Here is a 26,567-nt window from a genome sequence, read left to right as displayed (position 1 = left end):
TCCGGCGGGGCTTTTAGTTTGCCTGTGTGGCGGGAGGGGAGAGGCTTACGCCTCGCCGCCCTCCTCGTCGCCCTTGATCAGGTAATCGCCGGCATCGGCGTCCAGACCATGGGTTTCACCTTCGACCGCGGCGAGAGGATCGTTGCCGATCGCAGCTTCCGGGCCCTGGGCCAGTTCGGCTGCATGCTCTTCTTCCGCCGTGTTGGCGGCGATCAGGGCTTCCTGCATGCGGCGGTAGGACGCACGCAGCGCGAGGTCGCGGCTGGTAGCCGCCACGCGGACGCGGTTCATGCCGGCACCGGTACCCGCCGGGATGAGGCGGCCGACGATGACGTTTTCCTTGAGGCCGATGAGCGAGTCCTTCTTGCCCTCGACAGCCGCCTGCGTGAGCACGCGGGTGGTCTCCTGGAACGACGCCGCCGAGATGAACGAGCGGGTCTGGAGCGACGCCTTGGTGATGCCGAGAAGCACCGGCTTGCCTTCCGCGGGCATCTTGCCCTCGGGAAGCTTGCTGTTGATCTCGAACATTTCCTCGTAGTCGACCTGTTCGCCCGGCAACAGGGTGGTGTCGCCACCGGCCGTGATCTCGACCTTCTGCAGCATCTGACGAACGATCGTTTCGATGTGCTTGTCGTTGATCTTCACGCCCTGCAAGCGGTAGACTTCCTGGATTTCCGCAACGAGATATTCTGCCAGAGCCTCGACGCCGAGGACTTCCAGAATGTCGTGCGGATCGGGCGAACCGGAGATCAGGTTGTCGCCCTTCTTCACGAAGTCGCCTTCCTGAACGTCGATCACGCGGCTCTTCGGGATCAGGTACTCGATCGGTTCACCCTCTTCCGGGATGATCGCGATCTTGCGCTTGGCCTTGTAGTCACGCACGAACTCGATGCGGCCCGACACCTTGGCGATGATCGAGTTGTCCTTCGGCTTGCGGGCCTCGAACAGTTCGGCAACGCGCGGCAGACCGCCGGTGATGTCGCGGGTCTTGGCGGCTTCGCGCGAAGCACGGGCGATGATGTCGCCGGCTTCGACGGTCTGGCCGTCCTCGACCGAGAGGGTGGTGCCCGGCGCCATCATGTAGCGCGCGGTTTCACCCGACGAATCGTCCAGAAGAGTGATGCGCGGACGCAGGTCTTCCTTCTTCTTCGCGGTGCGCGACGAACGGTCTTCGGTGACGACGCGGCTGGTCATGCCGGTTGCATCGTCGACGTGCTCGGTCAGGGTGCGGGTATCCAGGAGGTCCTGATACTTCACCACGCCCGAGGTTTCGGTGATGATCGGCAGCGAGAACGGATCCCACTCTGCCAGGCGTTCGCCTTCCTTCACCGAAGCGCCGTTGGTGTGGAGCAGCACCGTACCGTAAGGCACGCGGTGCATGGCGCGCTCGCGGCCTTCGCTGTCATAGACCACGATTTCGCCGTTACGGGCGAGCGACAGGCGACGACCGCGCTTGTCGACGATCGTCGGGATATCGCGATACTCGACCTTACCGTCGCACATCGATTCCAGGTGGCTGGTTTCGTTGAGCTGGGCGGCGCCGCCGATGTGGAAGGTACGCATGGTGAGCTGCGTGCCCGGTTCACCGATCGACTGCGCGGCGATGACGCCGACAGCTTCACCGATGTTGACCGGAGTACCACGCGCCAGGTCACGGCCGTAGCACTTGCCGCAGACGCCCTGCTGGGCTTCGCAGACCAGCGGCGAACGGATGCGGGCAGCCTGCAGGCCGGTCGCCTCGATCGCAGCCACTGCGGCTTCGTCGAGGAGCTGGCCCTTGGCGGCAACGACATTGCCTTCCTTGTCGACGATGTCCTCGGCCAGGGTACGGCCCAGGATACGCTCGGCGAGCGAGGCGATGGTGGAACCGCCCTGCACGATCGAACGCATTTCCAGCGCGCGCTCGGTACCGCAATCCTCGATCACGACGACGCAGTCCTGCGACACGTCGACCAGACGGCGGGTCAGGTAACCCGAGTTCGCCGTCTTCAGTGCCGTGTCGGCCAGGCCCTTACGGGCGCCGTGGGTCGAGTTGAAGTATTCAAGAACGGTCAGACCTTCCTTGAAGTTCGAGATGATCGGCGTTTCGATGATCTCGCCCGACGGCTTGGCCATGAGGCCGCGCATACCGCCAAGCTGCTTCATCTGCGCCGGGCTACCACGCGCACCGGAGTGGCTCATCATGTAGATCGAGTTGATCTGGGCCATGCGGCCCGTTTCGGGATCGATCGGCTGGGCCTTCAGCTCTTCCATCATGGCGTTCGCCACCTGGTCGCCGCAACGGCTCCAGGCGTCGATCACCTTGTTGTACTTTTCCTGCTGGGTGATGAGGCCGTCCTGGTACTGCTGCTCGTAATCGGCGACCAGTTCCTTGGTCTCGCCCACGAGCGCTTCCTTCGAATCCGGGATGATCATGTCATCCTTGCCGAAGGAGATGCCCGCCTTGAACGCGTTGCGGAAGCCGAGCGACATGATCGCGTCGGCAAACAGCACCGTGTCCTTCTGGCCGGTGTGACGGTAGACCTGATCGATGACGTCACCGATTTCCTTCTTGGTCAGAAGGCGGTTGACGACGTCGAAGGGCACCGTGTGCGACTTCGGCAGGCATTCGCCCAGCAGCATGCGGCCCGGAGTGGTCTCGAAGCGCTTCATGTACTGACCGCCGTTCTCGTCGGTCTGCGGCACGCGGGCCTCGATCTTCGAGTGCAGCGTCACGGCGCCGACGTGAAGTGCCTGATGCACTTCGGCCATGTCCGCGAACTTCATGCCTTCGCCCGGCTCGCCGGTGCGGTCCATCGACAGGTAGTACAGACCGAGAACCATGTCCTGCGAAGGAACGATGATCGGCTTGCCGTTCGCCGGCGACAGGATGTTGTTGGTGGACATCATCAGCACGCGCGCTTCAAGCTGGGCTTCCAGCGAGAGCGGCACGTGGACGGCCATCTGGTCACCGTCGAAGTCGGCGTTGAAGGCCGAGCAGACGAGCGGGTGCAGCTGGATCGCCTTGCCTTCGATCAGCACGGGCTCGAAGGCCTGAATGCCGAGACGGTGAAGCGTGGGCGCGCGGTTCAGCATGACCGGGTGCTCACGAATGACTTCGTCGAGGATGTCCCAGACTTCCTTGCGCTCCTTCTCGACCCACTTCTTGGCCTGCTTCAGGGTCATCGAAAGACCCTTGGCATCCAGACGGGCGTAGATGAACGGCTTGAACAGCTCGAGCGCCATCTTCTTGGGCAGGCCGCACTGGTGCAGCTTGAGTTCCGGACCGGTCACGATGACCGAACGGCCCGAATAGTCGACGCGCTTGCCGAGAAGGTTCTGACGGAAGCGGCCCTGCTTGCCCTTGAGCATGTCGGACAGCGACTTCAGCGGACGCTTGTTGGCGCCGGTGATGACGCGGCCGCGGCGGCCGTTGTCGAACAGGGCGTCAACGGCTTCCTGGAGCATGCGCTTTTCGTTGCGGACGATGATGTCCGGCGCGCGCAGCTCGATCAGGCGCTTCAGGCGGTTGTTGCGGTTGATGACGCGGCGATAGAGGTCGTTGAGGTCCGACGTCGCGAAGCGGCCGCCGTCCAGCGGCACCAGCGGACGCAGTTCCGGCGGGATGACCGGCACGACCTCAAGGATCATCCACTCGGGACGGTTGCCCGAATCGATGAACGATTCCACGACCTTGAGGCGCTTGATGATCTTCTTGGGCTTGAGTTCCGACTTGGTCGTCTCAAGTTCCTGGAGAAGGTCCGCACGCTCTTGCTCGAGGTCGAGGTTGATGAGCATGTGCTTCACCGCCTCGGCGCCGATACCGGCCGAGAAGGCGTCTTCGCCATACTCGTCCTGCGCGTCGAGCATCTCGTCTTCGGTGAGGAGCTGGTACTTCTCGAGCGGGGTCAGGCCCGGCTCGATGACGATGTAGCTCTCGAAGTAGAGGACGCGCTCAAGCTGCTTGAGCTGCATGTCGAGCAGCAGGCCGATGCGCGACGGCAGCGACTTGAGGAACCAGATGTGCGCAACCGGCGCGGCCAGTTCGATGTGGCCCATGCGCTCGCGGCGCACCTTGGTCACGGTGACTTCGACGCCGCACTTTTCGCAGACGACGCCCTTGTACTTCATGCGCTTGTACTTGCCGCAAAGGCATTCGTAGTCCTTCACGGGACCGAAGATGCGGGCGCAGAAGAGGCCGTCACGCTCAGGCTTGAACGTACGGTAGTTGATGGTTTCCGGCTTCTTGATTTCGCCGAAGGACCAGGAGCGGATGCGCTCGGGGCTCGCCAGACCGATCTGGATCTGGTCGAACGTCTCGGGCTTCGCCATCTGGTTCGTGAACTTGGACAGGTCGTTCATAGTTTCAGTCCCTCTGGAGGGTAAATTCTCTGGGCGCGGGGCAGGCAGGGCGGAGCGCGAAGGCTCCGCCCGATCCCGTTATTCCGCCGCGATCGCCACGCCGTCGTCGTCGGTATCGATCGACGAGAGTTCGACGTTGAGACCCAGCGAGCGCATTTCCTTGACGAGCACGTTGAAGCTCTCGGGAATGCCGGCCTCGAAGGTGTCGTCGCCCTTGACGATCGCTTCGTAGACCTTGGTGCGGCCGACAACGTCGTCCGACTTAACCGTGAGCATTTCCTGCAGAGTGTACGCCGCGCCGTAGGCCTGGAGAGCCCAGACCTCCATTTCACCGAAGCGCTGGCCACCGAACTGCGCCTTACCGCCCAGCGGCTGCTGGGTGACGAGCGAGTAGGGGCCGATCGAACGCGCGTGGATCTTGTCGTCGACAAGGTGGTGCAGCTTGAGCACGTACTTGCAGCCGACAGTGACCTTGCGGTCGAAGCGGTCGCCGGTGCGGCCGTCGTACAGGTCCACCTGGCCCGACTCGTCGAGACCGGCGAGACGCAGCATGTCGGTGACATCCTTCTCGACCGCGCCGTCGAACACCGGCGAACCCATCGGCACGCCCAGACGGACGGCACCGGCGAACTCGACGATCTGCTCGTCAGTGCGCGCGTCGATCTCCGCGGTGTAGTTGTCGCCGTAGACTTCCTTGAGCAGCTCGCGAACCGCTTCGGGCGGCTGGCCGGCTTCCGGGTTCGGATTGGCTGCACGCCAATCGTCCAGAGCCGCGCCGATGCGCTTGCCGAGGCCGCGGGCGGCCCAGCCAAGGTGCGTCTCGAAGATCTGACCGACATTCATGCGCGAAGGCACGCCCAGCGGGTTCAGCACGAAGTCGACAGGCGTACCGTCCTCGAGGAAGGGCATGTCTTCCAGCGGCAGGATGCGGCTGATGATACCCTTGTTACCGTGACGGCCGGCCATCTTGTCGCCCGGCTGAAGCTTGCGCTTCACGGCCACGAAGACCTTGACCATCTTGAGCACGCCGGGCGCGAGTTCGTCACCGCGTTCCAGCTTCTCCTTGCGGTCCTCGAACTTCTCCTGGATCGCCTTGACGGTGAGGTCGTACTGGGTCTTCACCGCTTCGAGCTGCGACTGCATGTGATCGTCCGCAACCGCGAACTTCCACCATTCGTGACGCTCGACCTCGTCCAGCACCTCGTCGGTGATGTCCACGCCCTTCTTGATGCCCTTGGGCGCCGAAGCGGCGACCTGGCCGAGGAGCATGTCCTTCAGACGGTTGTAGGTGGCGCGGTTGAGGATCGCACGTTCGTCCTCGCGGTCCTTGGCGAGGCGTTCGATTTCCTCGTTCTGGATCGCGCGGGTACGGTCGTCGACCTCGATGCCGTGGCGGTTGAAGACGCGCACGTCGACGATCGTTCCCGAAACGCCCGGCGGCAGACGCAGCGAGGTGTCGCGGACGTCCGAAGCCTTTTCACCGAAGATGGCGCGCAGGAGCTTTTCTTCCGGCGTCATCGGGCTTTCGCCCTTCGGCGTGATCTTGCCGACCAGGATGTCACCCGGGTGCACTTCGGCGCCGATGTAGACGATGCCCGCTTCGTCGAGGTTGCGCAGGGCTTCCTCGCCGACGTTCGGGATGTCGCGGGTGATGTCTTCCGGACCCAGCTTGGTGTCGCGGGCCATGACCTCGAACTCGTCGATGTGGATCGAGGTGAAGACGTCTTCCTTCACGATCCGCTCGGAGATGAGGATGGAGTCTTCGTAGTTGTAGCCGTTCCAGGGCATGAACGCGACGAGCACGTTGCGGCCCAGCGCCAGTTCGCCGAACTCGGTCGACGGACCGTCGGCGATGGTATCGCCGGCCTGGACCACTTCGCCCACCTTCACCAGCGGACGCTGGTTGATGCAGGTCGACTGGTTCGAGCGTTCGAACTTCTGCAGGCGGTAGATGTCGACGCCCGACTTGCCGGGTTCGATATCGCCCGAGGCGCGGATGACGATACGGGTGGCATCGACCTGGTCGACGATACCGGCGCGCAGCGCCGAGATCGCGGCGCCCGAATCGCGCGCCACCGTCTCTTCCATGCCGGTGCCGACGAACGGAGCGTCCGCCTTCACGAGCGGCACGGCCTGACGCTGCATGTTCGAGCCCATGAGTGCGCGGTTGGCGTCGTCGTTTTCCAGGAACGGAATGAGCGAGGCGGCCACCGAGACGAGCTGCTTGGGCGAAACGTCCATCAGCGTGATCTGATCGCGCGGGCTCATCACGAATTCGCCGTTCTGGCGAGCCGAGACGAGTTCCTCGACGAAGGAGCCGTCCGCGTTCAGTCCGGCCGAAGCCTGCGCGACGGTGTGCTTCTGCTCTTCCATGGCCGAGAGGTAGACGACCTCGCCCGACACATGACCGTCCACCACGCGGCGATACGGCGTTTCGATGAAGCCGTACTTGTTGACGCGGGCGAAGGTCGAGAGCGAGTTGATCAGACCGATGTTCGGGCCTTCCGGCGTTTCAATCGGGCAGATACGACCATAGTGGGTCGGGTGAACGTCGCGGACTTCGAAGCCGGCGCGCTCACGGGTAAGACCACCCGGGCCCAAGGCCGAAACGCGGCGCTTGTGGGTGACTTCCGACAGCGGGTTGGTCTGGTCCATGAACTGCGAGAGCTGCGAGGAACCGAAGAACTCGCGAACGGCGGCCACGGCGGGCTTGGCGTTGATGAGGTCGTTCGGCATGACCGTCGACACGTCGACCGACGACATGCGCTCCTTCACGGCGCGCTCCATGCGGAGCAGGCCGACGCGGTACTGGTTTTCCAGCAGCTCGCCCACCGAACGCACGCGGCGGTTGCCGAGGTTGTCGATGTCGTCGATTTCGCCCTTGCCGTCCTTGAGGCCGACCAGTTCCTTCACGACCGCGAGAATGTCGTCGGTGCGCAGGGTGGTGACGGTATCCTCGACTTCGAGGCCGAGACGCATGTTCAGCTTGACGCGACCCACGGCCGAGAGGTCGTAGCGATCGGCGTCGAAGAACAGGCCGGCGAAGAGAGCTTCGGCGGTTTCCTTCGTCGGCGGTTCGCCCGGACGCATGACCTTGTAGATCGCTTCCAGACCCATGTCGCGGTTTTCGGCCTTGTCGGCCTTCATCGTGTTGCGGATCCAGGGACCGGTGTTCACGTCGTCGATGTCGAGCAGGTCGATCTGGTCGATGCCCGCGCGGTCGAGCGCTTCGAGGTTCTCCGGCGACACTTCGTCACCGGCCTCGATGTAGATGCGTCCGGTCGACTCGTCGATCAGATCCTTGGCCGAATAGCGGCCGAAGATTTCCTCGGTCGGGATGAGGAGTTCCTCAAGACCGTCCTTCTGCGCCTTGTTGGCGGCACGCGGGCTGATCTTCTGGCCGGCCGCGAACACGACTTCACCCGACTTGGCGTCGACGATGTCGAAGGCGGGCTTGGCGCCGCGCCATGCTTCGGGCTGGTAAGGCAGCTGCCAGCCGCCCGAGCCACGCTTCCAGGTCACGGTCTGGTAGAAATAGTCGAGGATCTGCTCGCTATCGAGGCCGAGGCTGTAAAGCAGCGCGGTGACCGGCAGCTTGCGCTTGCGGTCGATACGCACGTTCACGATGTCCTTGGCGTCGAACTCGAAGTCGAGCCACGAACCACGGTAGGGGATCACGCGGGCAGCGAAGAGGAACTTGCCCGAGGAGTGGGTCTTGCCGCGGTCATGGTCGAAAAGGACGCCCGGCGAACGGTGCATCTGCGAGACGATGACGCGCTCGGTGCCGTTGATGAAGAAGGTGCCGTTTTCCGTCATCAGGGGCATGTCGCCCATGTAGACGTCCTGCTCCTTGATATCGAGGACCGAGCGGGTCTCGGTCTCGGCGTCCACTTCGAACACGATGAGGCGCAGAGTGACCTTCATCGGGGCCGCATAAGTGATGCCGCGCTGGCGGCACTCGGTCACGTCGTACTTCGGCTCTTCCAGCTCGTAGTGGACGAAGTCGAGTTCGCTGGTGCCGGCGAAGTCGCGGATCGGGAAGACCGAACGCAGGGTCTTCTCGAGGCCCGAGACGTAGCCCGTCGCCGGGTTCGAGCGCAGGAACTGTTCGTAGCTCTCGCGCTGGACCTCGATGAGGTTCGGCATCTGGACGACTTCGTGGATGTCGCCAAAGATCTTGCGGATCCGCTTCTTGACGGAGCGGCGGTTATCGACGGGCTTGGTGGCCATGACCTGGTCTTTGCCTCTTCGCTTCTGAGGGCCGATTCGAAAGGACCGGCCCGAGTAATTTCGTCTTCGCGAGGACGTCTTGTCCGCTTATCCGAAACACCAAAAGGCCGCACGGCACGCGCGGAAACCCTGAGGTTTTACCGATGCGGCCAGCAGCCTTCTGCGTCAGATGAACTCGTTCCGCTTCCTTCCCGGGCATGTCCCCGCGCATGGACATGCCTTGCTCGAAGCGATCGAGCGAGGGCGTCATATAGGAGTGCGGGACCATGGTGTCAAACCCCGCCTCGCCCCGAAAACAGATGACGAGCCGACAAGGCCATTGCCGCAACCAATCAAGGCAGCGGCGACAGATGCCAAAATCGTGAACGCCAAATGAACAACGCGTTTTCATTTTGAAATGTTATTTATTAGGAAAAAATCATTCATGAGTATCATGCGCACACAACCCAGCAATTCGTCGTCCTATTTGCTTCGTTTCGCCGCGAATTCACAAGTTGTCGGGTAACTTCGTCGCATTTCCCGCATTGGACATGCATGGAAAAAGCTCACGCCCCCCGCTCGCATGTCGCGCTTACGGCGATTGCCGCCGTCCTCGCGTTCACTTCCGCCCCTGCCTTCGCGCAGGAAGCGGTATCACCGCCACTGCCCGACGCAGCCGCACCGACAATTGCCGTGCCGGCGGAGCCAGCGCCCCCGCCGTCCGCCGTACCTTCGGCCGTGCCGACGCTTGTCCTGCCGGATCTGGGCTCGGAACCGGCGGCCGATACGCCCGCTCCGCCGGCCGTAGAGGCGGCCACGCCAGTCCCTGTCGCCGCTGTTCCTGTCGCCGCCCCGGCTGAACAGGCGGCCCCGGCTCGCGAACCCGCAACCAGACAGGCCCGCACGACGAGCGCCGCCACCGCAGTCACCCGTTCGCCGCCCGAACCCACCCGCGTTCCCACCGCATCCGATGCCGGAACTGCGCGGGACGGCGCCCTGGCACAGGGGGACGCGGCGCCGGCTCCGGCCACGACAGGCGATGTCCCGGCCACTCCTCCGCCCGCAGCCGCACCGCAAGCCGCGAATGACAGCCCCGCCTCGGATCGCCTCCCGGTGGAGGGCATCGTCGGTCTGCTCGCCGCGCTCGGCGTGGCCGGCGCCGGGATCGCGCTCATGACCCTGCGCCGCAGGCAGGACCGGATCGAGCCGGACTACGCCAGCCCCGACTACACCAGCCCGGACTACGCCGACGAGATCGAGGCCTATCCCGCCACGGCAGTGCATCCGCGAGGCGCGGAGATTGCGCCGCCCGCCGCTACCGCCATCCCCGCCGCGCAAGGCCCGGTTCCGCTTGGCGAGGACCGTCAGGCCCTGCTCGAAACCATGGTGGCCGCGCCGCCCGACGCCGCAAACCCGTTCACCTCGCACAAGGCCCGGATGCGCCGCGCGCGGCTGATCCTGCAACACCGCGAGCACCTGCAGACCCAGGGCAAGCCTTTCGACTGGCGCACCTACAGGCCCACGACCAAGCCCTCCCCACCCTCCAGGGCCGAACAACAAGAACCGGTCGACGCCTGACGCCGACTCCGCCGTAACCCCTGCGCGGCGGACCGGTCCCAATGCGGGGCGATTCCCTCGGGAGTCGCCCCGCTTTTCCGTGCCTCCGCCACCGGCGCCGCCCGGCCTTGCCCCGCAAGCGGTCGCGGAAGACGGATTTCTCGAAATACAATCAGGCACATATTGTTTTTCGATATTATCGATTGACGATAAGGCGAATCGCGCTTATTGAATATCGATATCAAGCATATCGGAGAACGAACATGACCCTCTCGAACACCTCATCGGCTTCACGCCCTCTCGCCGTTGTCCTGGCCGCGGTCCTCATGGCCGCCTTCTGGCTCCCCACCGTTTCCACGCCCGCCGAAGCCGCCGCCACCGCCGGAAACGACGTGATCGTGCTCGCGGCGCCGATCACCCCGGCGCTGATGTAATTTCGCGAACCACAGAACGAACAACCAGGGGGACCCGGACAATGCCTTCCACCATGAACTCGATCACCCGCGATCCGCTGCTCGCCATCGCCAAGGGCCTACTGTGGTTCCTGATGGCCACGATGGCCATCGCCGTCGCCGCCTGCCTTGTGGCCATCCCGCTGCTGCTGTTCTTCCAGAACGACATCTCGGTCGAACTTGCGCGGGAGATGCCGCTCGTCACGCCGCAGTTCTTCTGGGCGGTCAGCGGTATCCTGGTCTTTGCCGCGATCCTGTGCGGCGTCCTGTTCCGGATCTTTCAGTTGCTCAAGCGCATCGTCGGCACCGTGGGCGAGGGCGACCCCTTCGTGCCGGACAATGCCCGGCGGCTCACGCAGATGGCATGGCTCAGCCTCGTAGTGCAGCTCATCGGCCTGCCGCTTTCCGGGCTCGGCGCGTGGGTCAACCGGATCGGCGAAGGCCATACCGATCTCGAGGGCATGGGCGGAATCTCGGGCAACGGCCTGCTGCTGATGCTGATCCTGTTCATTCTGGCACGCGTGTTCCGCAAGGGCTCGGAAATGCGCGCCGAACTGGAAGGGACCGTATGATGGCCGAAGACGGCAACGAAGGAGGCAATATCGTGGTCAAGCTCGACGACCTGCTCTACGCCCGCCGCATGACGCTGACCGAACTGGCGGAACGCATCGGCATCACCCTGGCCAACCTCTCGATCCTCAAGACCGGCAAGGCCAAGGCGATCCGCTTCTCCACGCTGGAGGCGATCTGCCGGGAACTGGACTGCCAGCCTGGCGACCTGCTGGGATATGGCGCGCCGGAAACGCCGGAACCGGAAGCCCAGCCGGACTGACCCTGCCAGACTGATCCTGCAAACCGAGATTACTTGACTCCGGGCGCGCTTTCCTTCAGAGGCGCGCTCGAACCGTTGGGCCCCGGCCCATCGTTCATCCGTCCGAGACAGTTGGTGCCCTCGATCTGCGAGAGCTTAATTTCCAGCCTAGACGGGGAACAGGAAATTTTCCGGCCCTCGCTCCTTTTCGAAGCGTGGTGCCATATTCGGGCTTCGGCACGAAGAACTCCTTCCCCATCGCAAACGGACCCGCCCGAAGTGCATCAGCGCTTCGGACAAACGTAGCCGGCCGTGCGGGATGCAAGTCCCAAGCGGTCACATGTGAAGGAGTAAGGCATGGATCGTTCGCAGAAAGCCGATTCGGTCGCCACTCTCAACGCGGTCTTCAACGAGGTCGGCGTGGTGGTCATCACCCGCAACCTCGGCATGTCGGTGGCTCAGTCCACCGCCCTGCGCGGCAAGATTCGTGATGCGGGCGCGACTTACAAGGTTGCGAAGAACAGTCTTGCCAAGCTTGCCATCGCGGACACCGACTATGTCGGTATCGGCGACTTCCTCAACGGCCCGACGGCTATCGCGACTTCGGTCGACCCCGTCGCGGCTGCCAAGGCCGTCGTCGAATTCGCCAAGACGACCGACAAGATCGAGATCGTCGGCGGCGCGATGGGTTCGCAGGTTCTGAACGCCGATGGTGTCAAGGCTCTCGCCTCGATGCCCTCGCTCGACGAACTGCGCGCCAAGCTCATCGGCCTCGTTCAGGCTCCGGCGACCAAGATCGCCCAGCTTCAGACCGCTCCGGCGGCCAAGCTGGCGCGCGTCTTCGCTGCCTACGCCGACAAGGCTGCTTGAGCTCAAGCCCCGAGCGATTTTTCGTAAGATCGCGAAGGGCCAAGCCTAAGCAATTCTATTCGTTTCGATTTATCCCGGTGGATCGCATCCTGCACCCCGGGACCACAGATCAGGAGTTATTATCATGGCCGATATCGCCAAGCTTGTTGAAGAACTGTCGCAGCTGACCGTCCTCGAGGCCGCTGACCTCGCCAAGGCTCTCGAAGAAGCATGGGGCGTTTCCGCCGCTGCTGCCGTTGCCGTGGCTGCTGCCCCGGCCGGCGAAGCCGCTGCCGCTGAAGAGCAGACCGAATTCGACGTCATCCTCACCGGCGACGGTGGCAAGAAGATCCAGGTCATCAAGGAAGTCCGCGCCATCACCGGTCTGGGCCTCGCTGAAGCCAAGGCTCTCGTTGAAGGCGCTCCCAAGGCCGTCAAGGAAGGCGTCAACAAGGCTGAAGCCGAAGACATCAAGAAGAAGATCGAAGAAGCCGGCGGCACCGTCGAGCTCAAGTAATCTTCTTCTCGGGTTCTTCCGAGCAGAAAAAGGAAGGGCGGCCTCTCGGGGCCGCCCTTTTTTTGTCCTGTCCGGGCTGGCGAAGGGGCCGGTACGGCGCTTTCGGTATGCTCAGCCGGCCTCGGCCACCAGCACCTCGTAATCGAGGATCGTCACCTCCCGGCGGGAAGGCAGGTCGATCACGCGATCGTTCTTGAGCCGGGTGAACTGGCGGCTCACCGTCTCGATGGTGAGGCCGAGCACGTCGGCGATCTGCTGGCGGGAGAACGGCAGCGTCACGCGGCGCTGGCCCGGTTCTTCGAAGTTCCACGTGCAACCCGGCACCTCGAGCCGCTCCGCCATCTCGATCAGGAAGCTCGCCAGCTTTTCGGAGGCGGACTTGCGACCCAGCAGCAGCATCCAGCGGCGCGTGCGGTCAAGCTCGGCCAGCGTACGCTCCAGCAGCTTGTGCTCCAGCGCCGGATGTTCGCGCGCAAAGGCATCGAAATCGCGGCGGGAGAACACGCAGACCTTCGCCTCGGTCAGCGCCGTGGCCCCGTGGCCGCTGGTGCCGCCGAAGGGCCGGCCGATGAAGTCGGACGGATAGACCACGCCGACGATCTGCTCCCGCCCGTCCTCGGTGTTGGTGGACAGCTTGAGCACGCCGTCGATCACGTTCGCGACGAGAACCGAATCCTCGCCTTCCCAGATCAGCGATTCGCCGGGCTGGATCGTGCGGGTGCGCCCGATGGCGTTGAGCGCTTCGAGCTCCTTCGCATCGAGGGATGAACAGATCGCCCGGTTCCGAACGACACACAGGTCACAGTTGGACATGGCCCCGCGATAACAGCCACTTCCCCGTGCCTCAAGTGCAGGCGCACCCGCGCGATGATGGCCTGCACCGTTTCAGGTAACGGCCGGCTCCAGCAGGCGCATGGTGCCGGCATCGGCGTCGATTTCCACCGGCAGGCCTACCGGCACGCTGACCTGCGCGGCGATGTGGCCGATCTGGAGCCCCTGGAAGGCAGGCACCCGAAGCCCGGAGAACTGGCGGTCAAGCACTTCGTAGATCGTGAAATTGGAATAGCCGCCATCCGGGTTCTGGCAGCCGGTGCACTGGCCGAAGACCACGCCCGCCACTTTGTCGAACATCCCCGCCAGGGAGAGCTGGGTGAGCATGCGGTCGATCCGGTACTCGGATTCGTTGGTGTCCTCGATGAACAGCACCGCGCCGGTGAAGTCGGGCAGGTAGGGCGTGCCCACCAGCGCCGAAAGCACGGTGAGGTTGCCGCCCAGCAGCCGCCCCCGTGCCTTGCCGCCGTGGAACGTGCGCAGATCCTTGCCCCGCCCCGCGAGGTTCGCGCCCGCGCCCTGCGGTACCTGCCAGGTCGGCGTGGCCCCTTCGAAAGCCAGCGCATGGAACGATTCCCAGGCCGCAGGCGGCCAGGAGGCGGCAGCATTGGGGCCGTGGATCGACGCCACGCCGGTTCGCGCGGCGAAAGCGAGATGCAGGGCGGTATTGTCGCTGAAGCCCGCGAACAGCTTGGGACTGGCGGCGATCCGGTCAAAATCGAGCAGCGGCAGGAGCCGGGCACACCCCCAGCCGCCCGCCACCGACATGATTCCCCGCACCTTGGGATCGGCGAACATGGCCATGAGATCGCCCGCCCGCGCCGCGTCGGAACCGGCAAGGTAGCCTTCCCGCTCAAGCACATGCGGCGCCGCCTTCGGCTCCAGCCCCATGGCGCGCACGGTGCTCATGATCGAATCGAGGCCGAACCGGTCCCCCACGAACCGCGCCGGAGCGACGAGGCCCAGCACGTCGCCCTCGCGCAGGCGCGGCGGTTTCACCAGCTTGCGCAGGGGCGCGGAAATCGCCGGAAGCGCGGGAAATGCGGCAACGGCCGCCGCCGCACCAAGGCCCGCCAGAGCGGAGCGCCGCGTAAGTTTCTGGTTCGACATGAATCCAGGCTAGGCGAGCGCAAGGCTTGCGTGCAACCGTATCTTACTTAAATCCTTATATCTCGACGCCGCGCCTCCCAGCGGCCATGGAATGCAGATGACCGAAAAAGAAGACAAGAAAGTCACCAACCGCCGCTTCTACAAGGCGGAGCAGGAAGCCACCTTCGCCGATGCGCAGGAAGGCACCATCCAGACCCAGAACCCGGCTTACCGCCTCGCCTTCCAGGACACCGAGTTCCTGCTGCGCGACGAACTGCGCCCGGTTCGCTTCCAGCTCGAACTGCTCAAGACCGAGATGCTGCTGGAAGAAGCCAATATCGGCTCGACCATGGTGATGTACGGCTCCGCCCGCATCCCCTCGCCCGACCAGTGCGACGAAGTGCTCGCCCGCGCCAAGACCGATCAGGAAAAGAAGGTCGCCGAACGCCTCGTCGCCAAGGCGAAGTACTACGAGGAAGCCCGCAAGCTTGCCCGCCTCGCCAGCCAGTGCTCGGTGGTGGAAAAGGGCATGCGCCAGTTCGTGGTCTGCTCGGGCGGCGGCCCCTCGATCATGGAAGCGGCCAACCGCGGCGCGCGCGAAGTGGGCGCGGAGACGCTGGGCCTCAACATCGTGCTCCCGCACGAGCAGGCGCCCAATCCCTACGTGACGCCGCGCCTGTCCTTCCAGTTCCACTACTTCGCGCTGCGCAAGATGCACTTCCTGCTGCGCGCCCGCGCGGTGGCGGTGTTCCCCGGCGGCTTCGGCACGTTCGACGAGTTCTTCGAACTGCTGACCCTGATCCAGACCGGCAAGATGAAGCCGCTGCCGATCCTGCTCTACGGCCGGGAGTTCTGGGAACGCGTCGTCAACTTCGAGGCGCTGGCCGAGGAAGGCGTGATCAATGCCGCCGACCTCAAGCTGTTCCACTGGTGCGAAACCGCCGACGAAGGCTGGAACGTGGTCCAGAAGTTCTACGATCTGGACTGCTGCTGAAGCATCGGGCGGGCAGGCCCCCGGGTCTGCCCGCTACCCCCTGACGTGATGCCCGAGCGGGCCGTGCCCTGCACCGAAACCGGGCGCATTGAGCAGGGCGGCGCGCACATAGTCGCGGGCGCTGACGATCGCCGCTTCCAGCCCTGCCCCCTGCCCCATGAAGGTCGCGATGGCGCTGGAAAAAGTGCAGCCGGTGCCGTGCGTATGGCGCGTCTCGATGCGCGATGCCGTCCACGAAAGCGGCAGTTCGCCGGGCCGCAGCAACCTGTCCTCCACGATCGGACCTTCGGCATCGCCGCCCTTGGCGATATAGGACACGCCCCGCGCAGCCATCGCCCTGTCACCGCCCAGCGCCGCCAGTTCGGGCACGTTCGGCGTGGTCAGCGTGGCCAGCGCCATGAGCCGCTCGAACGCCTCGATCGTGGCCGCATCGGCAAGAACGGAGCCGCTCGTCGAGATCATCACCGGATCGAACACCACCGGCACGTTCAGCGCTTCCAGCCGCTCCGCCACGACATGGGCGATCTCGGGGCTGCCGAGCATGCCGATCTTCACCGCATCCACGCCGATGTCGCCAAGACAGGCGTCGATCTGCGCCGCCACCATCTCGGGCGAGAGCGCCACCACGTCCGTCACCCCGCAGGTATTCTGCGCGGTGATCGCGGTGATCGCGGTCATGGCATAACCGCCGAGCATCACGATGGTCTTGATATCGGCCTGGATACCGGCACCGCCGGAACTGTCGGAACCGGCAATGGAGAGAATGCGGGGCGGTGTGATCATGGCGCTCCCTTGCCGCGTGGCGGGAGCGGTGTCGAGAGAAGAGAAAGGGGGCAGTCCCGGGGGATGATCCCCTGCCTTTCCTGTTCTACCCCTTGAACCTGCGCTCCTTCGAAGGCGGCGCGGAATCGAAGTGCCGCTTCGCCCGCGTCGGCCGGTCGAGCAGTTCGCCGCCGCAATTGGGGCAAAGCTCGTCGAGATCGTCCGCGCATTCCGCGCAGTAAGTGCATTCGAAGCTGCAGATGAACGCGCCGGGGGCATCGGCCGGAAGGTCGGTGCCGCAGCGTTCGCAGTCAGGGCGCATTTCAAGCATTCAAGATCTCCCGCTCATCCCGAGCTTGTCGAAGGGTCAGGCGGCGGCCTTTTCCACCGCGGCGCAGATCGCGGCCACGGCGGCCTCCACTTGCCCGGCATCGTCGCCTTCCGCCATCACGCGAATCAGCGGCTCGGTGCCCGAGGCGCGGATGACGAGGCGCCCGCTGCCGTTGAGCGAGGCTTCGGCATCGGCGATCGCGCTCTTCACGCTGGCGGCTTCCAGCGGCTGCCCGCCCGAGAAGCGCACATTGCGCAGAAGCTGCGGCACCGGGTCGAACAGGTGGAGCAGTTCGCTCGCCCGCTTGCCCGACTGGACGAGCGCGGCCAGCACCTGGAGCGCGGCCACGGTGCCATCGCCCGTGGTGGCATGATCGAGCAGGATCATGTGACCCGACTGTTCGCCGCCCAGGTTGAAACCACCCGCCCGCATGCGTTCGAGGACGTGGCGGTCGCCCACCTTGGTCCGTTCGAGGGTCAGCCCCTGCCCTTGCAGATAGCGTTCGAGGCCGAGGTTCGACATGACCGTTGCCACCACGCCGCCGCCGCGCAGGGCGCCGCGCGCGGCCAGCTGGGTGCCGATCAGCGCCATGATCTGGTCGCCGTCCACGGTCTTGCCCTTCTCGTCCACCACGATCAGGCGGTCGGCATCGCCATCGAGCGCAATGCCGATATCGGCGCCCGAGGAGACCACGGTTTCCTGAAGCAGTTCGACATGGGTGGAACCGCACTTGGCGTTGATGTTGCGGCCATTGGGCGTGACGCCCACGGCCACCACTTCGGCGCCCAGTTCCCAGAACGCCGACGGGGCAACCTGATAGGCCGCGCCGTTTGCGCAATCGACCGCGATCTTCAGCCCGTCCAGCCGCACGGCCTCCGGCAGCGAGCGCTTGACCGCGTGGATGTAGCGGCCGCGCGCATCGTCGATACGGCGGGCCCGGCCGATGTCTTCCGATGCGGCGAGCGGGATTTCCTGACCGAGCATGGCCTCGATCGCCAGTTCGTCCTCGTCGGAAAGCTTGAAGCCGTCCGGGCCGAACAGCTTGATGCCGTTGTCCTCGTAAGGGTTATGGCTGGCCGAGATCATCACGCCCACATCGGCGCGCAGTTCGCGGGTGAGCAGGGCGACCGCCGGGGTCGGCATCGGTCCCAGCAGGACCACGTCCATGCCCACGCTGGTAAAGCCCGCGACCATCGCGTTTTCCAGCATGTAGCCAGAAAGGCGCGTGTCCTTGCCGATCACCACGCGGTGCCGGTGCGTGCCGCGCAGGAACCGGGTGCCGGCCGCCTGGCCGACCTTCATGGCGATGGCGGCGGTCATCGCGCCGTGGTTGGTGCGACCGCGGATACCGTCGGTGCCGAAGAACTGTCTGCTCATGACCTGCCCCTTGGAGACTCTTTCGTTAACGCCGAATGACGTGCGCACCCCGGCCTTCGCCGCTCCCTCAAGCGCGCTCTGTAACCGCAGCGAGGGCAAATTGCCATCGGGCGCGCCGCCGCTTATGAGAAAGCAAGACTTCAGGCCGCATTTTCCCAGGAGCCCGATGACTTCCCCGAACCCCACGCCACCTCGAACGGGCACCTCCCGCATTCCCGAGATTCGGGTGCCCGGAATGCTGACGCTGGCCGGCCTCGTCGCCGGACTGGTGCTGGGGCTGGTTCTGGCAGGCGATCCGCGCGCGGCGCCGGTGCTCGGGATCGCCGGGCCGATCGGCACGCTCTGGCTGCAGGGCCTGCAGATGACGATCCTGCCGCTGGTCGCGGGTCTGCTGTTCAGCGGCATCGTGGAAACCATCGCCGCCGCGCAGGCAGGCGCCCTGGCGCGGCGGGCGCTGGGCATGATCGTGGGCTTCCTTGCCTTCAGCGCCGTGCTGGGCGCGGTGGCCATGCCGCTGCTGCTGGACCTGTTCCCGATTCCCTCCGGCGTGCGGTTCGCCCACGGCGAGGAACCCGCCAAAGTGCCCGGCATCGCCGATTTCCTGTCCTCCCTTATGCCGGAAAACGTGATCTCCGCCGCCGCGGCCGACGCCATGCTGCCGGTGATCGTCTTCGTCACGCTCTTCGCCATCGCCTCCACCAGACTGGCCGAGGAGCCGCGCCGCGCGCTGGCGGTGCTGTTCGAAGGCGTGGCGGGCGCGATGATGGTGGTGATCGGCTGGGTGCTCGCGCTGGCGCCGATCGGCGTCTTCGCGCTGGGCTTCGGGCTCGGCGTGAGAAGCGGCGGCGCGGCGCTGGGGGCGCTGGCGCATTACATCGTGCTGGTGGTGGCGGTGGGCGCCGTGGTGCTACCGGCAGGCTACCTGATCGCGGTCTTCGGCGGACGGCGCCGCCTGCGCGCTTTCGCCGCTGCCGTGCTGCCTGCGCAAGTCGTGGCGATCTCCACCCAGTCCTCCATGGCAACCCTGCCGGCCATGCTCGCCGCCAGCCGCAAGCTGGGGGTTTCCGGCACGACGGCGGAGTTCGTCCTGCCCCTTGCCGTAACCCTGTTCCGCGCGACCGGACCGGCGATGAACATGGCCGTGGCGGTCTATGCCGCGAAGTTGGCGGGCATGGAGCTGACCACCGGGGCGCTGGCGGCAGGCGCGCTTGTCGCTTTCGTCACGACGTTCGGCACCGTTTCGCTGCCGGGCACGATCAGCTTCGTCTCGACCATCGGGCCGATCGCGGCCGCCATGGGCGTGCCGCTCTGGCCGCTGGGCGTGCTGGTGGCGGTGGAAGTCCTGCCCGACCTGATGCGAACCCTCGGCAATGTGACAATGGACGTGGCCATAACCACGGCGGCCGACCGCAATGCCCCGGCGCAGGAGCGCGAAGCGGCCCCGGAAACGCTGCACTGAGCGACAGAGGCGCTCAGGCCTCCAGCTCGATGTCCCAGTAGAGCCAGTCGCGCCAGGTTTCGTGGAGATAGTTAGGCGGGAAGGCCCGGCCGCGTTCGAGGAGTTGCCAGCTCGTCGGCCGGATCGGCGCCACCAGCGGCGGCATGTTCGCCTGCTTCGGCGTGCGGCCACCCTTCCTGAGATTGCACGGCGCGCAGGCGGTGAGGATGTTTTCCCAGCTCGTCCGCCCGCCGAGGCGGCGCGGGACCACATGATCGAACGTAAGGTGCTGGGGAGAGCCGCAATACTGGCAGCTGAAGCGATCGCGCAGGAACAGGTTGAAGCGGGTGAAGGCGGGAAATTCGGACGGCTTCACATATTGGCGAAGCGCGATGACCGAGGGGATCTGCATCGACCAGCTGGGGCTGTGGACCACCCGGTCGTAGCTGGAGATGATGTCCACCCTTTCCAGGACGATCGCCTTGATCGCGGTCTGCCAGGGCCAGAGGCTGAGGGGGTAGTAGGAAAGCGGCGTGTAGTCCGCATTGAGCACCAGAGCAGGACAGTCGGAAAGACTTCGGGAGGGGTCATCCTCCGCGCTGCGGAACCGGGCCGCGCGCTCGATCAGCTCCGACTTGAGCATGGCCTCCTGTCGCAGGCCCTGATTGCGGTTTCATGGCAACGCATGTTTTTCTTTGCAGCATCTACGCGAGTCGCCGTCAAGCCGGGACCGGGGTGGCCCCATACAACAATCCACAGGTTCACCACAAGAATTCCACAAACACCCCACAGGCACTCCACACCCTGAAGACAGGATATACCACTATTATCCACACCCTTACCCCCGCGCCGGGCGCGAGATGACGGCCGCCGGCGGCGGGCTTTCCTGCAAGAGCGGGCGCGGCGTACCGGGTTCGGGCCCCCGAAGGCTTCCTCCATGCCCTCTTTGCGACAAACGGCGGCGCGGCTAGGACGCGGGCGAGATGATCCGCACCCGCTTCGCCCCCAGCCCCAACGGCCCGCTGCACCTCGGCCATGCCTTCGCGGCAGTGACGGCGCACGACCTTTCCCGCGCGCGCGGCGGCGAATTCCTGCTGCGGATCGAGGATATCGACGGCGAACGCAGCCGCCCGCAGTTCGTCGAGGAATTCTTTCGCGACCTCGAATGGCTCGGTCTCGCCTGGGATGGGGAGGCGCGCTTCCAGTCGCACCGGCTGGCGCGATACGCGCAGGCCGGGGAGCGGCTGAAGGCCATGGGCCTGCTCTATCCCTGCCACTGCACCCGCGCCGAAATCGCCGCCGCCGCCACGCGGATGGGGCCTGACGGTCCGGTCTATCCCGGCACCTGCCGCCACCGGCAGGCCAAGGCGGAAGGCGCGGCCTGGCGGCTGGACGTGGCCCGCGCGCTGGAGATCGCCGGCCCGCTCGAATGGACCGACGAACAGGCCGGCACCCTGCCCGCCACGCCGGAGATATTCGGGGACGTGGTGCTGCTGAGGAAGGATCTTCCCGCCAGCTACCACCTCGCCGCCACGCTGGACGATGCGGCGGACGGCATCACGCTCGTCACGCGCGGGATGGACCTGTTCCCGGCGAGCCACGTCCACCGGCTGCTGCAGGCCCTGCTCGGCCTGCCGGTGCCGGTCTGGCATCATCACCCCCTGCTGGTGGAATCCGATGGCCGCAAGCTGGCCAAGCGGCGCGGATCGCCCTCGCTCGGCGATCGGCGCCGCGCGGGAGAGGATGGCAAGGCCATCGCCGAGGCGCTTCGCCGGCGCCAGTTCCCTGCTGGCATTTCGCTTTCGGCGGGCGTAGACCATCCGGCATGAGCACCATTCTCATCCCCATCATCATCCTGCTGATGATCATGGTCGTCGTCACCCTCGTGCGCGGCATCGTCGCCTTCATGCAGGGCGCCAAGGAAGACCTGAACCGCGATCCCGCCGCAACCGGGCCGTCCGCGAACCAGCTTCTCCAGAACAAGATGATGTTCAACCGCATCAAGTATCAGGCGGCGGCAGTGCTGGTCTGCGCCATCCTGCTGGCAATGGCCCGCTGACCTTTTCGATGAGCATGGCGGCAGTGCCGCCAAAAATTCGCCCCCGGCGGATTCTCGAAGGACTCTCACTTGGTAAAGCTCAACAAGATCTACACCCGCACGGGTGACGACGGCACCACGGGCCTCGTCGACGGTTCGCGGCTGCCCAAGCACGCCGCCCGCATGGAGGCGATCGGCGCGGTGGACGAGGCGAACTGCGCCATCGGCCTGGCCGTCTGCGCGCTGGGCGAAACCCCGCATGCCGCGACCCTCACTCGTATCCAGAACGACCTGTTCGACCTTGGCGCCGACCTCGCGACCCCCGGGGACGATTTCGCGCCCGGCGAGATGACCCTGCGCGTCGTGCCCTCGCAAGTCACCTGGCTCGAAGGAGAGATCGACGCGATCAACGCCCATCTCCAGCCGCTCAGGAGCTTCATCCTCCCCGGCGGCAGCGAAGCCGCCGCCCGCGTCCACATCGCCCGCGCCTCCGCCCGCAAGGCGGAGCGTGCCGCCGTCGCCATGGCCGCCGAAGTGCCTGCCAATCCGGCCGCGCTCGGCTATCTCAACCGGCTCAGCGACTATCTCTTCGTCCTCGCCCGGGCGGTGAATGCCAATGGGGCCGACGACGTCCTTTGGGTGCCGGGCCAGAACCGCTAGGCACCTTTTCCGTCACCGGATCAGCAGAGGAGTTTGGCAGTGCGTAAAGTCGGAATCATCGGCGCGGGCATCATGGGCTCGGGCATCGCCCAGACCGTGGCCGGAAAGGGCATGGACGTGATCCTGTCCGATATCTCGATCGAAAACGCCGAGAAGGGCAAGGCCGGCATCGCCAGGGGCCTCGCCCGGCTGGTGGCCAAGGAAAAGATCGCCCAGGCCGACGTCGACGCGCTGCTGCCCCGCATCACCACGGCGGGCGATTATTCCGCCATGGGCGACTGCGACCTCATCATCGAGGCCGCGACCGAGCGGGAGGATATCAAGCTGAAGATCTTCGCCGCCGTGGGCGAAGTTCTGGGCGCCGATGCCATCCTCGCCTCCAACACCAGTTCGATTCCGATCACCCGCATGGCCGCCGCCTCTCCCGACGCCGCGCGGTTCTGCGGGTTGCACTTCTTCAACCCGGTGCCGGTCATGGGCCTGGTGGAAGTGATCCCCGGCCTTGCCACCTCGCCGGAAACCACCGCGCGCATGAAGGCCTTCGGCGAAGCGCTGGGCAAGACCGTGGTGCTGGCGGGCGATGCGCCGGGCTTCGTGGTCAACCGCATCCTCTGCCCGCTGCTCAACGAGGCGATCTTCGTGCTGGGCGAAGGGCTGGCCTCGGTCGAGGATATCGACGCGGGCATGCGGCTTGGCGCCAATCACCCGATGGGCCCGCTGACGCTGGCGGATTTCGTGGGCCTCGATACCCTTTACGAGATCATGAAAGTGTTCCTGGCGACCACCGGCGATCCCAAGTACCGCCCTGCCCCGCTGCTGCAGAAGTACGTCGAGGCCGGCTGGTACGGCCGCAAGACGGGCCGCGGCTTCTACGATTATTCGGGCGAGGTTCCCGTTCCCACGCGCTGAACCGGCGATCCCGGAGCGAAGGGGGCGGCAGCGCTGTCCCCATACTGGCGTCTCATTCCACCTTGCTCAGGCGGCGCGGCCGAAATTGTCCACGCCGCCTGAGGAACCGGCCACTCCGCCTGACCGTTACTTCGGCAAAGGAGACCCGAGATGAGCGAACGCCCCGACGACCGCGCCCCCGAAACGGTCAACCCCGAGCAGGAAGACGAAGACACCCAGGCCCAGACCTTCGCCGAGGAGGCGCAAGGTCGCGGCTCTGAAAGCTTCGGTCTGGAAGACAGCGAGAAAGTGAAGGGCGGCATCGCCGACGAGGACGACATCGAGGATCTCGTCGATCACATGAAGCAGATGGATTCCAGCGGCGTGATCGACATGTCCGCTTATCGCGGCGAAGAGACGATGGACGATCTCGAAGACCGCTACGGCAAGGAAAACGCCGCCGACGAGGATTTCGCGGACGACGATAGCTGACTAGCCGGGCCCAGCGTCCCTGGCCCAGGGGTTCTTGTGCGAGGGCTTCGCGGCGGCTTTGGCCGCAGTGTCGCCCTGCCCCTGATCGTCGGGCGACGGCACCGAGCAATAGGCGGTCAGCAGGACACTGGCCGACCAGAACAGCGCCTGCCAGCGGCTCTTGAACACATTCCTGATCTTGGGCCCGAACATGCGCGCAGGCTAGCGCAGGCTGGTTAAGACTCCGTGCCTGCCTCTCGCTTGAGATCGTAGAGGATCTCCAGCGCGTCGCGCGGGCTCAGGGCATCGATGTCCATGTCGCGCAGCTTGTCGCGCAGGGCGTCGCACTGTTCCTCGTGCGCGTCCTGCGCCGCGGCGAACAGGGGCAGGTCGCCGAGCCCCGCCGCGAGGCCGCCGGTTTCCGCGCGGCCCTTCTCCAGCTTTTCCAGCACCGACTTGGCCCTGCTGATGACCTTGGGCGGCACCCCGGCAAGGCGCGCCACGGCAAGGCCGTAGCTGCGATCCGCCGGACCTTCGGCCAGTTCGTGCAGCAACACCAGATCGCCCTTCCACTCCCGCGCGCGGACGTGATGCAGCGAAAGCGCCTCGCAGGTTTCGCCGAGCCGCGCCATCTCGTGATAGTGCGTCGCGAAGAGGCAGCGGCAGCGGTTGGTTTCGTGAACGGCTTCCGCCACGGCCCAGGCCAGCGCAAGCCCGTCGTAAGTCGAGGTGCCGCGCCCCACTTCATCGAGGATGACGAAGCTGCGGTCGGTCGCCTGCGCGAGGATGGCGGCGGTCTCCACCATCTCGACCATGAAGGTCGAACGTCCGCGCGCAAGATTGTCCGAAGCGCCGACACGGCTGAACAGGCGGTCCACCATGCCGATCCGCGCCGATTTGGCCGGTACGAAACCGCCCGCCTGCGCCAGCAGCACGATCAGCGCGTTCTGGCGCAGGAAGGTGGACTTACCGCCCATGTTGGGGCCGCCGACCAGCCAGAGCCGGTCATGGCTGGCGAGCCGGCAGTCGTTGGCGACGAAGCGCTCGCCCTGCACCTTCAGCGCGGCCTCGACCACCGGATGGCGGCCGCCTTCGATGTCCAGCGAGATACCGTCCACGACCACGGGCCGCGTCCAGCCACCTTCGGCGGCGCGCTCGGCCTGTCCCGCCGCCACGTCGATACGGGCGAGCGCAGCGGCGGTGCGGGCGATGGCATGGCGCGCGGCCACGGCCTGCGCCACCAGTCCCTCGAAATGCGCTTCCTCGGCGGCGAGCGCATGGGCGCCCGCCTCGGTGATGCGGCTGGCTTCCTCATGCAGGGCCAGCGCATTGAAGCGCATGGCACCCGCCATGGTCTGGCGGTGCGAGAAGCCGCTGTCCGGCTCCAGCAGCTTGTCGGCATGGCGCTGCGGCACTTCGATGAAGTAGCCGAGCACGTTGTTGTGCTTGATCTTGAGCGCGGCCACGCCGGTCTGCTCGCGGTACTTCGCCTCCAGCGCGGCGATGGCGCGGCGGGCATTGCCCGAAGTGACGCGCAGTTCGTCAAGGGCGGCATCGTAGCCGCTGGCGATATAGCCGCCCTGCCCGCGCTCGGTCGGCGGGGTTTCCACCAGCGCCCGCGCGAAGTGATCGACCAGCGCCGCGTGCCCGCCGAGGTCCGGCATCAGCCGGTCCAGCAGCACCGGCAACCCTACCATGGGCGCCAGCCGCTCGCCGATCCGGCGCGCACCGGAAAGACCGTCACGAAGCTGGCCGAGATCGCGCGGACTGCCACGGCCCGCCACCACGCGGCCCAGCGCGCGGCCGACGTCCGGCAGCGCCCGCAGCGCCGCGCGCATGTCCTCGCGCAGCAGGGCGTCATCGTGCAGCCATTCGACCAGTTCCAGCCGCTCGGCAATCGCATGGCGATCGGTCAGCGGGGCGGAGAGGTCCTCGGCGAGCTGGCGCGCACCGGCGCCCGTCACGCAGCGGTCGATCGCCTCGACAAGGCTGCCCTTGCGGCCGCCTTGCGAGGATTCGAGGATTTCGAGACTGGCGCGCGTCGCCTCGTCCATCGCCAGCGCCGCGTCCCCGCTGCGCGCCTCGGGCGGCAGCAGCAGCGGCAGCTTGCCCCGGCCGACATGGTCGAGATAGGCGATCAGCCCGCCCGCCGCCGCCAGCATGGCGCGGGTGAACGTGCCAAAGCCGTCAAGCGTGGCGACGCCGTGGACCAGCTTCAGCCGCTCGTCCCCGCCATCGGAGGAGAACTCGTGGCCCGAACGCGGGATCGCGCCGTCGGGCGCCAGTTCCCAGCCTTCGGGCACGACCAGTTCGCGTGCCCCCAGCCGCGCCAGCGCCGCGCCCAGCCGGTCGGGCGGGCACTCTTCCAGTTCCATGCGCCCGGTGGAAATGTCGCAGGCCGCCACCCCCACCACGCCGCGCAGTTCGCAGGCCGCCGCCAGCACATTGGCCCGGCGCGGTTCGAGCAGCGATTCCTCGGTCAGCGTGCCCGCGGTGACGAAGCGCACGATATCGCGCGTGACCAGCGCCTTGGAGCCGCCGCGCTTCTTCGCCTCGGCCGGGGTCTCGGTCTGCTCGGCTATAGCCACGCGGCAACCTGCCTTGATCAGGCGGGCAAGGTAGCCCTCCGCGGCATGGACCGGCACGCCGCACATCGGGATCGGCTGGCCGCCGTGCTCGCCCCGCGTGGTAAGTGCAATGTCGAGAACCTGGCTTGCGGTTTTCGCATCCTCGAAGAACAGCTCGAAGAAATCGCCCATTCGGTAGAACAGCAGGCAATCCCCCGCCACCTCGCGCAAGGCAAGGTACTGGGCCATCATCGGGGTCGTGCCCGTCTTCTCCGGAATACCGCTCATGGCCCAGAGCGTTAGCCCTGTGGTTCCCCTGTTGTGAAGCGTGTCTGGCGTGCCTTTCCCCTATCGCGTGGCGAGAACATTCGTTAGGGCCGCTTCC

Annotated in this window: 23 protein-coding genes; 13 read left to right on the top strand and 10 right to left on the bottom strand. The window is 65.8% G+C overall.

Annotation, left to right across the window (positions count from 1 at the left end; translation table 11 throughout):
- Nucleotides 1-45: 45 nt before the first annotated feature.
- Both rpoC and rpoB read right to left on the bottom strand, forming a co-directional pair.
- Nucleotides 46-4,341 carry a DNA-directed RNA polymerase subunit beta' gene (gene rpoC / locus ACLIMP_RS04050; RefSeq protein ID WP_132469375.1) on the bottom strand — a complete coding sequence of 1,432 codons (4,296 nt, stop codon included), beginning with the start codon at nucleotides 4,339-4,341 and terminating at the stop codon, nucleotides 46-48.
- A 78-nt stretch (nucleotides 4,342-4,419) separates the two neighbouring features.
- Nucleotides 4,420-8,571, bottom strand: a complete 4,152-nt coding sequence (rpoB, locus tag ACLIMP_RS04045) for a DNA-directed RNA polymerase subunit beta (protein WP_054441046.1) — start codon at nucleotides 8,569-8,571, stop codon at nucleotides 4,420-4,422.
- Between the two features lie 534 nt (nucleotides 8,572-9,105).
- On the opposite strand from rpoB, the gene ACLIMP_RS04040 reads away from it, so the two are divergent.
- The 6 genes from ACLIMP_RS04040 (at nucleotide 9,106) to rplL (ending at nucleotide 12,736) form a co-directional block, all read left to right on the top strand.
- A complete protein-coding gene (locus tag ACLIMP_RS04040) occupies nucleotides 9,106-10,128 on the top strand; it encodes a hypothetical protein (RefSeq protein WP_324697699.1) in 1,023 nt (340 codons plus the stop codon).
- A gap of 242 nt (nucleotides 10,129-10,370) precedes the next feature.
- The gene (locus tag ACLIMP_RS04035; protein ID WP_156336802.1) at nucleotides 10,371-10,541 is read left to right on the top strand and encodes a hypothetical protein; all 171 of its coding nucleotides are present in this window, start codon (nucleotides 10,371-10,373) and stop codon (nucleotides 10,539-10,541) included.
- A 41-nt stretch (nucleotides 10,542-10,582) separates the two neighbouring features.
- Nucleotides 10,583-11,131, top strand: coding sequence for a DUF2975 domain-containing protein (locus ACLIMP_RS04030; protein ID WP_292637309.1), 549 nt, complete (start codon nucleotides 10,583-10,585; stop codon nucleotides 11,129-11,131).
- Nucleotides 11,131-11,391, top strand: coding sequence for a helix-turn-helix domain-containing protein (locus tag ACLIMP_RS04025; RefSeq protein WP_054441052.1), 261 nt, complete (start codon nucleotides 11,131-11,133; stop codon nucleotides 11,389-11,391). The genes ACLIMP_RS04030 and ACLIMP_RS04025 overlap by 1 nt, the downstream gene beginning before the upstream one ends.
- A gap of 336 nt (nucleotides 11,392-11,727) precedes the next feature.
- Nucleotides 11,728-12,240, top strand: coding sequence for a 50S ribosomal protein L10 (rplJ, locus tag ACLIMP_RS04020; protein WP_132469373.1), 513 nt, complete (start codon nucleotides 11,728-11,730; stop codon nucleotides 12,238-12,240).
- Nucleotides 12,241-12,364: 124 nt separating this feature from the next.
- Nucleotides 12,365-12,736 (top strand): 50S ribosomal protein L7/L12, encoded by a 372-nt coding sequence (gene rplL / locus ACLIMP_RS04015; protein WP_185998250.1) that lies wholly within the window; start codon nucleotides 12,365-12,367, stop codon nucleotides 12,734-12,736.
- A gap of 111 nt (nucleotides 12,737-12,847) precedes the next feature.
- Here the strand turns inward: rplL and ACLIMP_RS04010 are convergent, their stop codons facing one another.
- Together ACLIMP_RS04010 and ACLIMP_RS04005 are read right to left on the bottom strand one after the other, a co-directional pair.
- The gene (locus ACLIMP_RS04010) at nucleotides 12,848-13,549 is read right to left on the bottom strand and encodes a Crp/Fnr family transcriptional regulator (protein ID WP_324697694.1); all 702 of its coding nucleotides are present in this window, start codon (nucleotides 13,547-13,549) and stop codon (nucleotides 12,848-12,850) included.
- Between the two features lie 72 nt (nucleotides 13,550-13,621).
- Nucleotides 13,622-14,677 carry a S66 peptidase family protein gene (locus ACLIMP_RS04005; RefSeq protein WP_185998251.1) on the bottom strand — a complete coding sequence of 352 codons (1,056 nt, stop codon included), beginning with the start codon at nucleotides 14,675-14,677 and terminating at the stop codon, nucleotides 13,622-13,624.
- A 97-nt stretch (nucleotides 14,678-14,774) separates the two neighbouring features.
- Between ACLIMP_RS04005 and ACLIMP_RS04000 the strand changes: the two genes are divergently transcribed.
- On the top strand, nucleotides 14,775-15,650 hold the full coding sequence (locus ACLIMP_RS04000; RefSeq protein ID WP_054441159.1) for an LOG family protein: 876 nt from the start codon (nucleotides 14,775-14,777) through the stop codon (nucleotides 15,648-15,650).
- 33 nt (nucleotides 15,651-15,683) lie between these two features.
- Here the strand turns inward: ACLIMP_RS04000 and thiD are convergent, their stop codons facing one another.
- The 3 genes from thiD to glmM form a co-directional block, all read right to left on the bottom strand.
- The gene (thiD, locus tag ACLIMP_RS03995; RefSeq protein ID WP_324697691.1) at nucleotides 15,684-16,433 is read right to left on the bottom strand and encodes a bifunctional hydroxymethylpyrimidine kinase/phosphomethylpyrimidine kinase; all 750 of its coding nucleotides are present in this window, start codon (nucleotides 16,431-16,433) and stop codon (nucleotides 15,684-15,686) included.
- An 85-nt stretch (nucleotides 16,434-16,518) separates the two neighbouring features.
- Nucleotides 16,519-16,743 (bottom strand): DUF1272 domain-containing protein, encoded by a 225-nt coding sequence (locus tag ACLIMP_RS03990; protein ID WP_054441061.1) that lies wholly within the window; start codon nucleotides 16,741-16,743, stop codon nucleotides 16,519-16,521.
- A gap of 36 nt (nucleotides 16,744-16,779) precedes the next feature.
- On the bottom strand, nucleotides 16,780-18,120 hold the full coding sequence (glmM, locus tag ACLIMP_RS03985) for a phosphoglucosamine mutase (protein ID WP_132469372.1): 1,341 nt from the start codon (nucleotides 18,118-18,120) through the stop codon (nucleotides 16,780-16,782).
- A 166-nt stretch (nucleotides 18,121-18,286) separates the two neighbouring features.
- Between glmM and ACLIMP_RS03980 the strand changes: the two genes are divergently transcribed.
- Entirely contained in the window at nucleotides 18,287-19,579 is a 1,293-nt protein-coding gene (locus ACLIMP_RS03980; RefSeq protein WP_324697688.1) for a dicarboxylate/amino acid:cation symporter, read from the top strand.
- A gap of 13 nt (nucleotides 19,580-19,592) precedes the next feature.
- On the opposite strand, the gene ACLIMP_RS03975 is transcribed toward ACLIMP_RS03980, so the two are convergent.
- Entirely contained in the window at nucleotides 19,593-20,201 is a 609-nt protein-coding gene (locus ACLIMP_RS03975) for an HNH endonuclease (protein ID WP_054441063.1), read from the bottom strand.
- Between the two features lie 340 nt (nucleotides 20,202-20,541).
- On the opposite strand from ACLIMP_RS03975, the gene gluQRS reads away from it, so the two are divergent.
- The 5 genes from gluQRS (at nucleotide 20,542) to ACLIMP_RS03950 (ending at nucleotide 23,636) form a co-directional block, all read left to right on the top strand.
- Nucleotides 20,542-21,387: a tRNA glutamyl-Q(34) synthetase GluQRS gene (gluQRS, locus tag ACLIMP_RS03970; RefSeq protein ID WP_324697686.1), complete on the top strand. Its 846-nt coding sequence runs from the start codon at nucleotides 20,542-20,544 to the stop codon at nucleotides 21,385-21,387.
- Nucleotides 21,384-21,617, top strand: a complete 234-nt coding sequence (locus ACLIMP_RS03965) for an HIG1 domain-containing protein (protein ID WP_054441067.1) — start codon at nucleotides 21,384-21,386, stop codon at nucleotides 21,615-21,617. The genes gluQRS and ACLIMP_RS03965 overlap by 4 nt, the downstream gene beginning before the upstream one ends.
- 69 nt (nucleotides 21,618-21,686) lie before the next feature.
- Nucleotides 21,687-22,256 carry a cob(I)yrinic acid a,c-diamide adenosyltransferase gene (locus tag ACLIMP_RS03960; protein WP_324697683.1) on the top strand — a complete coding sequence of 190 codons (570 nt, stop codon included), beginning with the start codon at nucleotides 21,687-21,689 and terminating at the stop codon, nucleotides 22,254-22,256.
- A gap of 39 nt (nucleotides 22,257-22,295) precedes the next feature.
- Nucleotides 22,296-23,165 (top strand): 3-hydroxyacyl-CoA dehydrogenase family protein, encoded by an 870-nt coding sequence (locus ACLIMP_RS03955; RefSeq protein WP_324697681.1) that lies wholly within the window; start codon nucleotides 22,296-22,298, stop codon nucleotides 23,163-23,165.
- 150 nt (nucleotides 23,166-23,315) lie between these two features.
- Nucleotides 23,316-23,636 carry a hypothetical protein gene (locus tag ACLIMP_RS03950; protein ID WP_054441071.1) on the top strand — a complete coding sequence of 107 codons (321 nt, stop codon included), beginning with the start codon at nucleotides 23,316-23,318 and terminating at the stop codon, nucleotides 23,634-23,636.
- On the opposite strand, the gene ACLIMP_RS03945 is transcribed toward ACLIMP_RS03950, so the two are convergent.
- Nucleotides 23,637-23,804: a hypothetical protein gene (locus ACLIMP_RS03945; RefSeq protein ID WP_231636162.1), complete on the bottom strand. Its 168-nt coding sequence runs from the start codon at nucleotides 23,802-23,804 to the stop codon at nucleotides 23,637-23,639. It abuts the gene before it with no gap.
- A gap of 47 nt (nucleotides 23,805-23,851) precedes the next feature.
- Nucleotides 23,852-26,470 carry a DNA mismatch repair protein MutS gene (mutS, locus tag ACLIMP_RS03940; RefSeq protein ID WP_463920761.1) on the bottom strand — a complete coding sequence of 873 codons (2,619 nt, stop codon included), beginning with the start codon at nucleotides 26,468-26,470 and terminating at the stop codon, nucleotides 23,852-23,854.
- Between the last annotated feature and the right edge of the window lie 97 nt (nucleotides 26,471-26,567).

It is taken from the genome of Novosphingobium aeonii (genome assembly GCF_052279045.1).
In the GTDB taxonomy this organism is placed as follows: Bacteria; Pseudomonadota; Alphaproteobacteria; order Sphingomonadales; family Sphingomonadaceae; genus Novosphingobium.
This window is presented reverse-complemented; position numbering and strand designations above follow the sequence as displayed.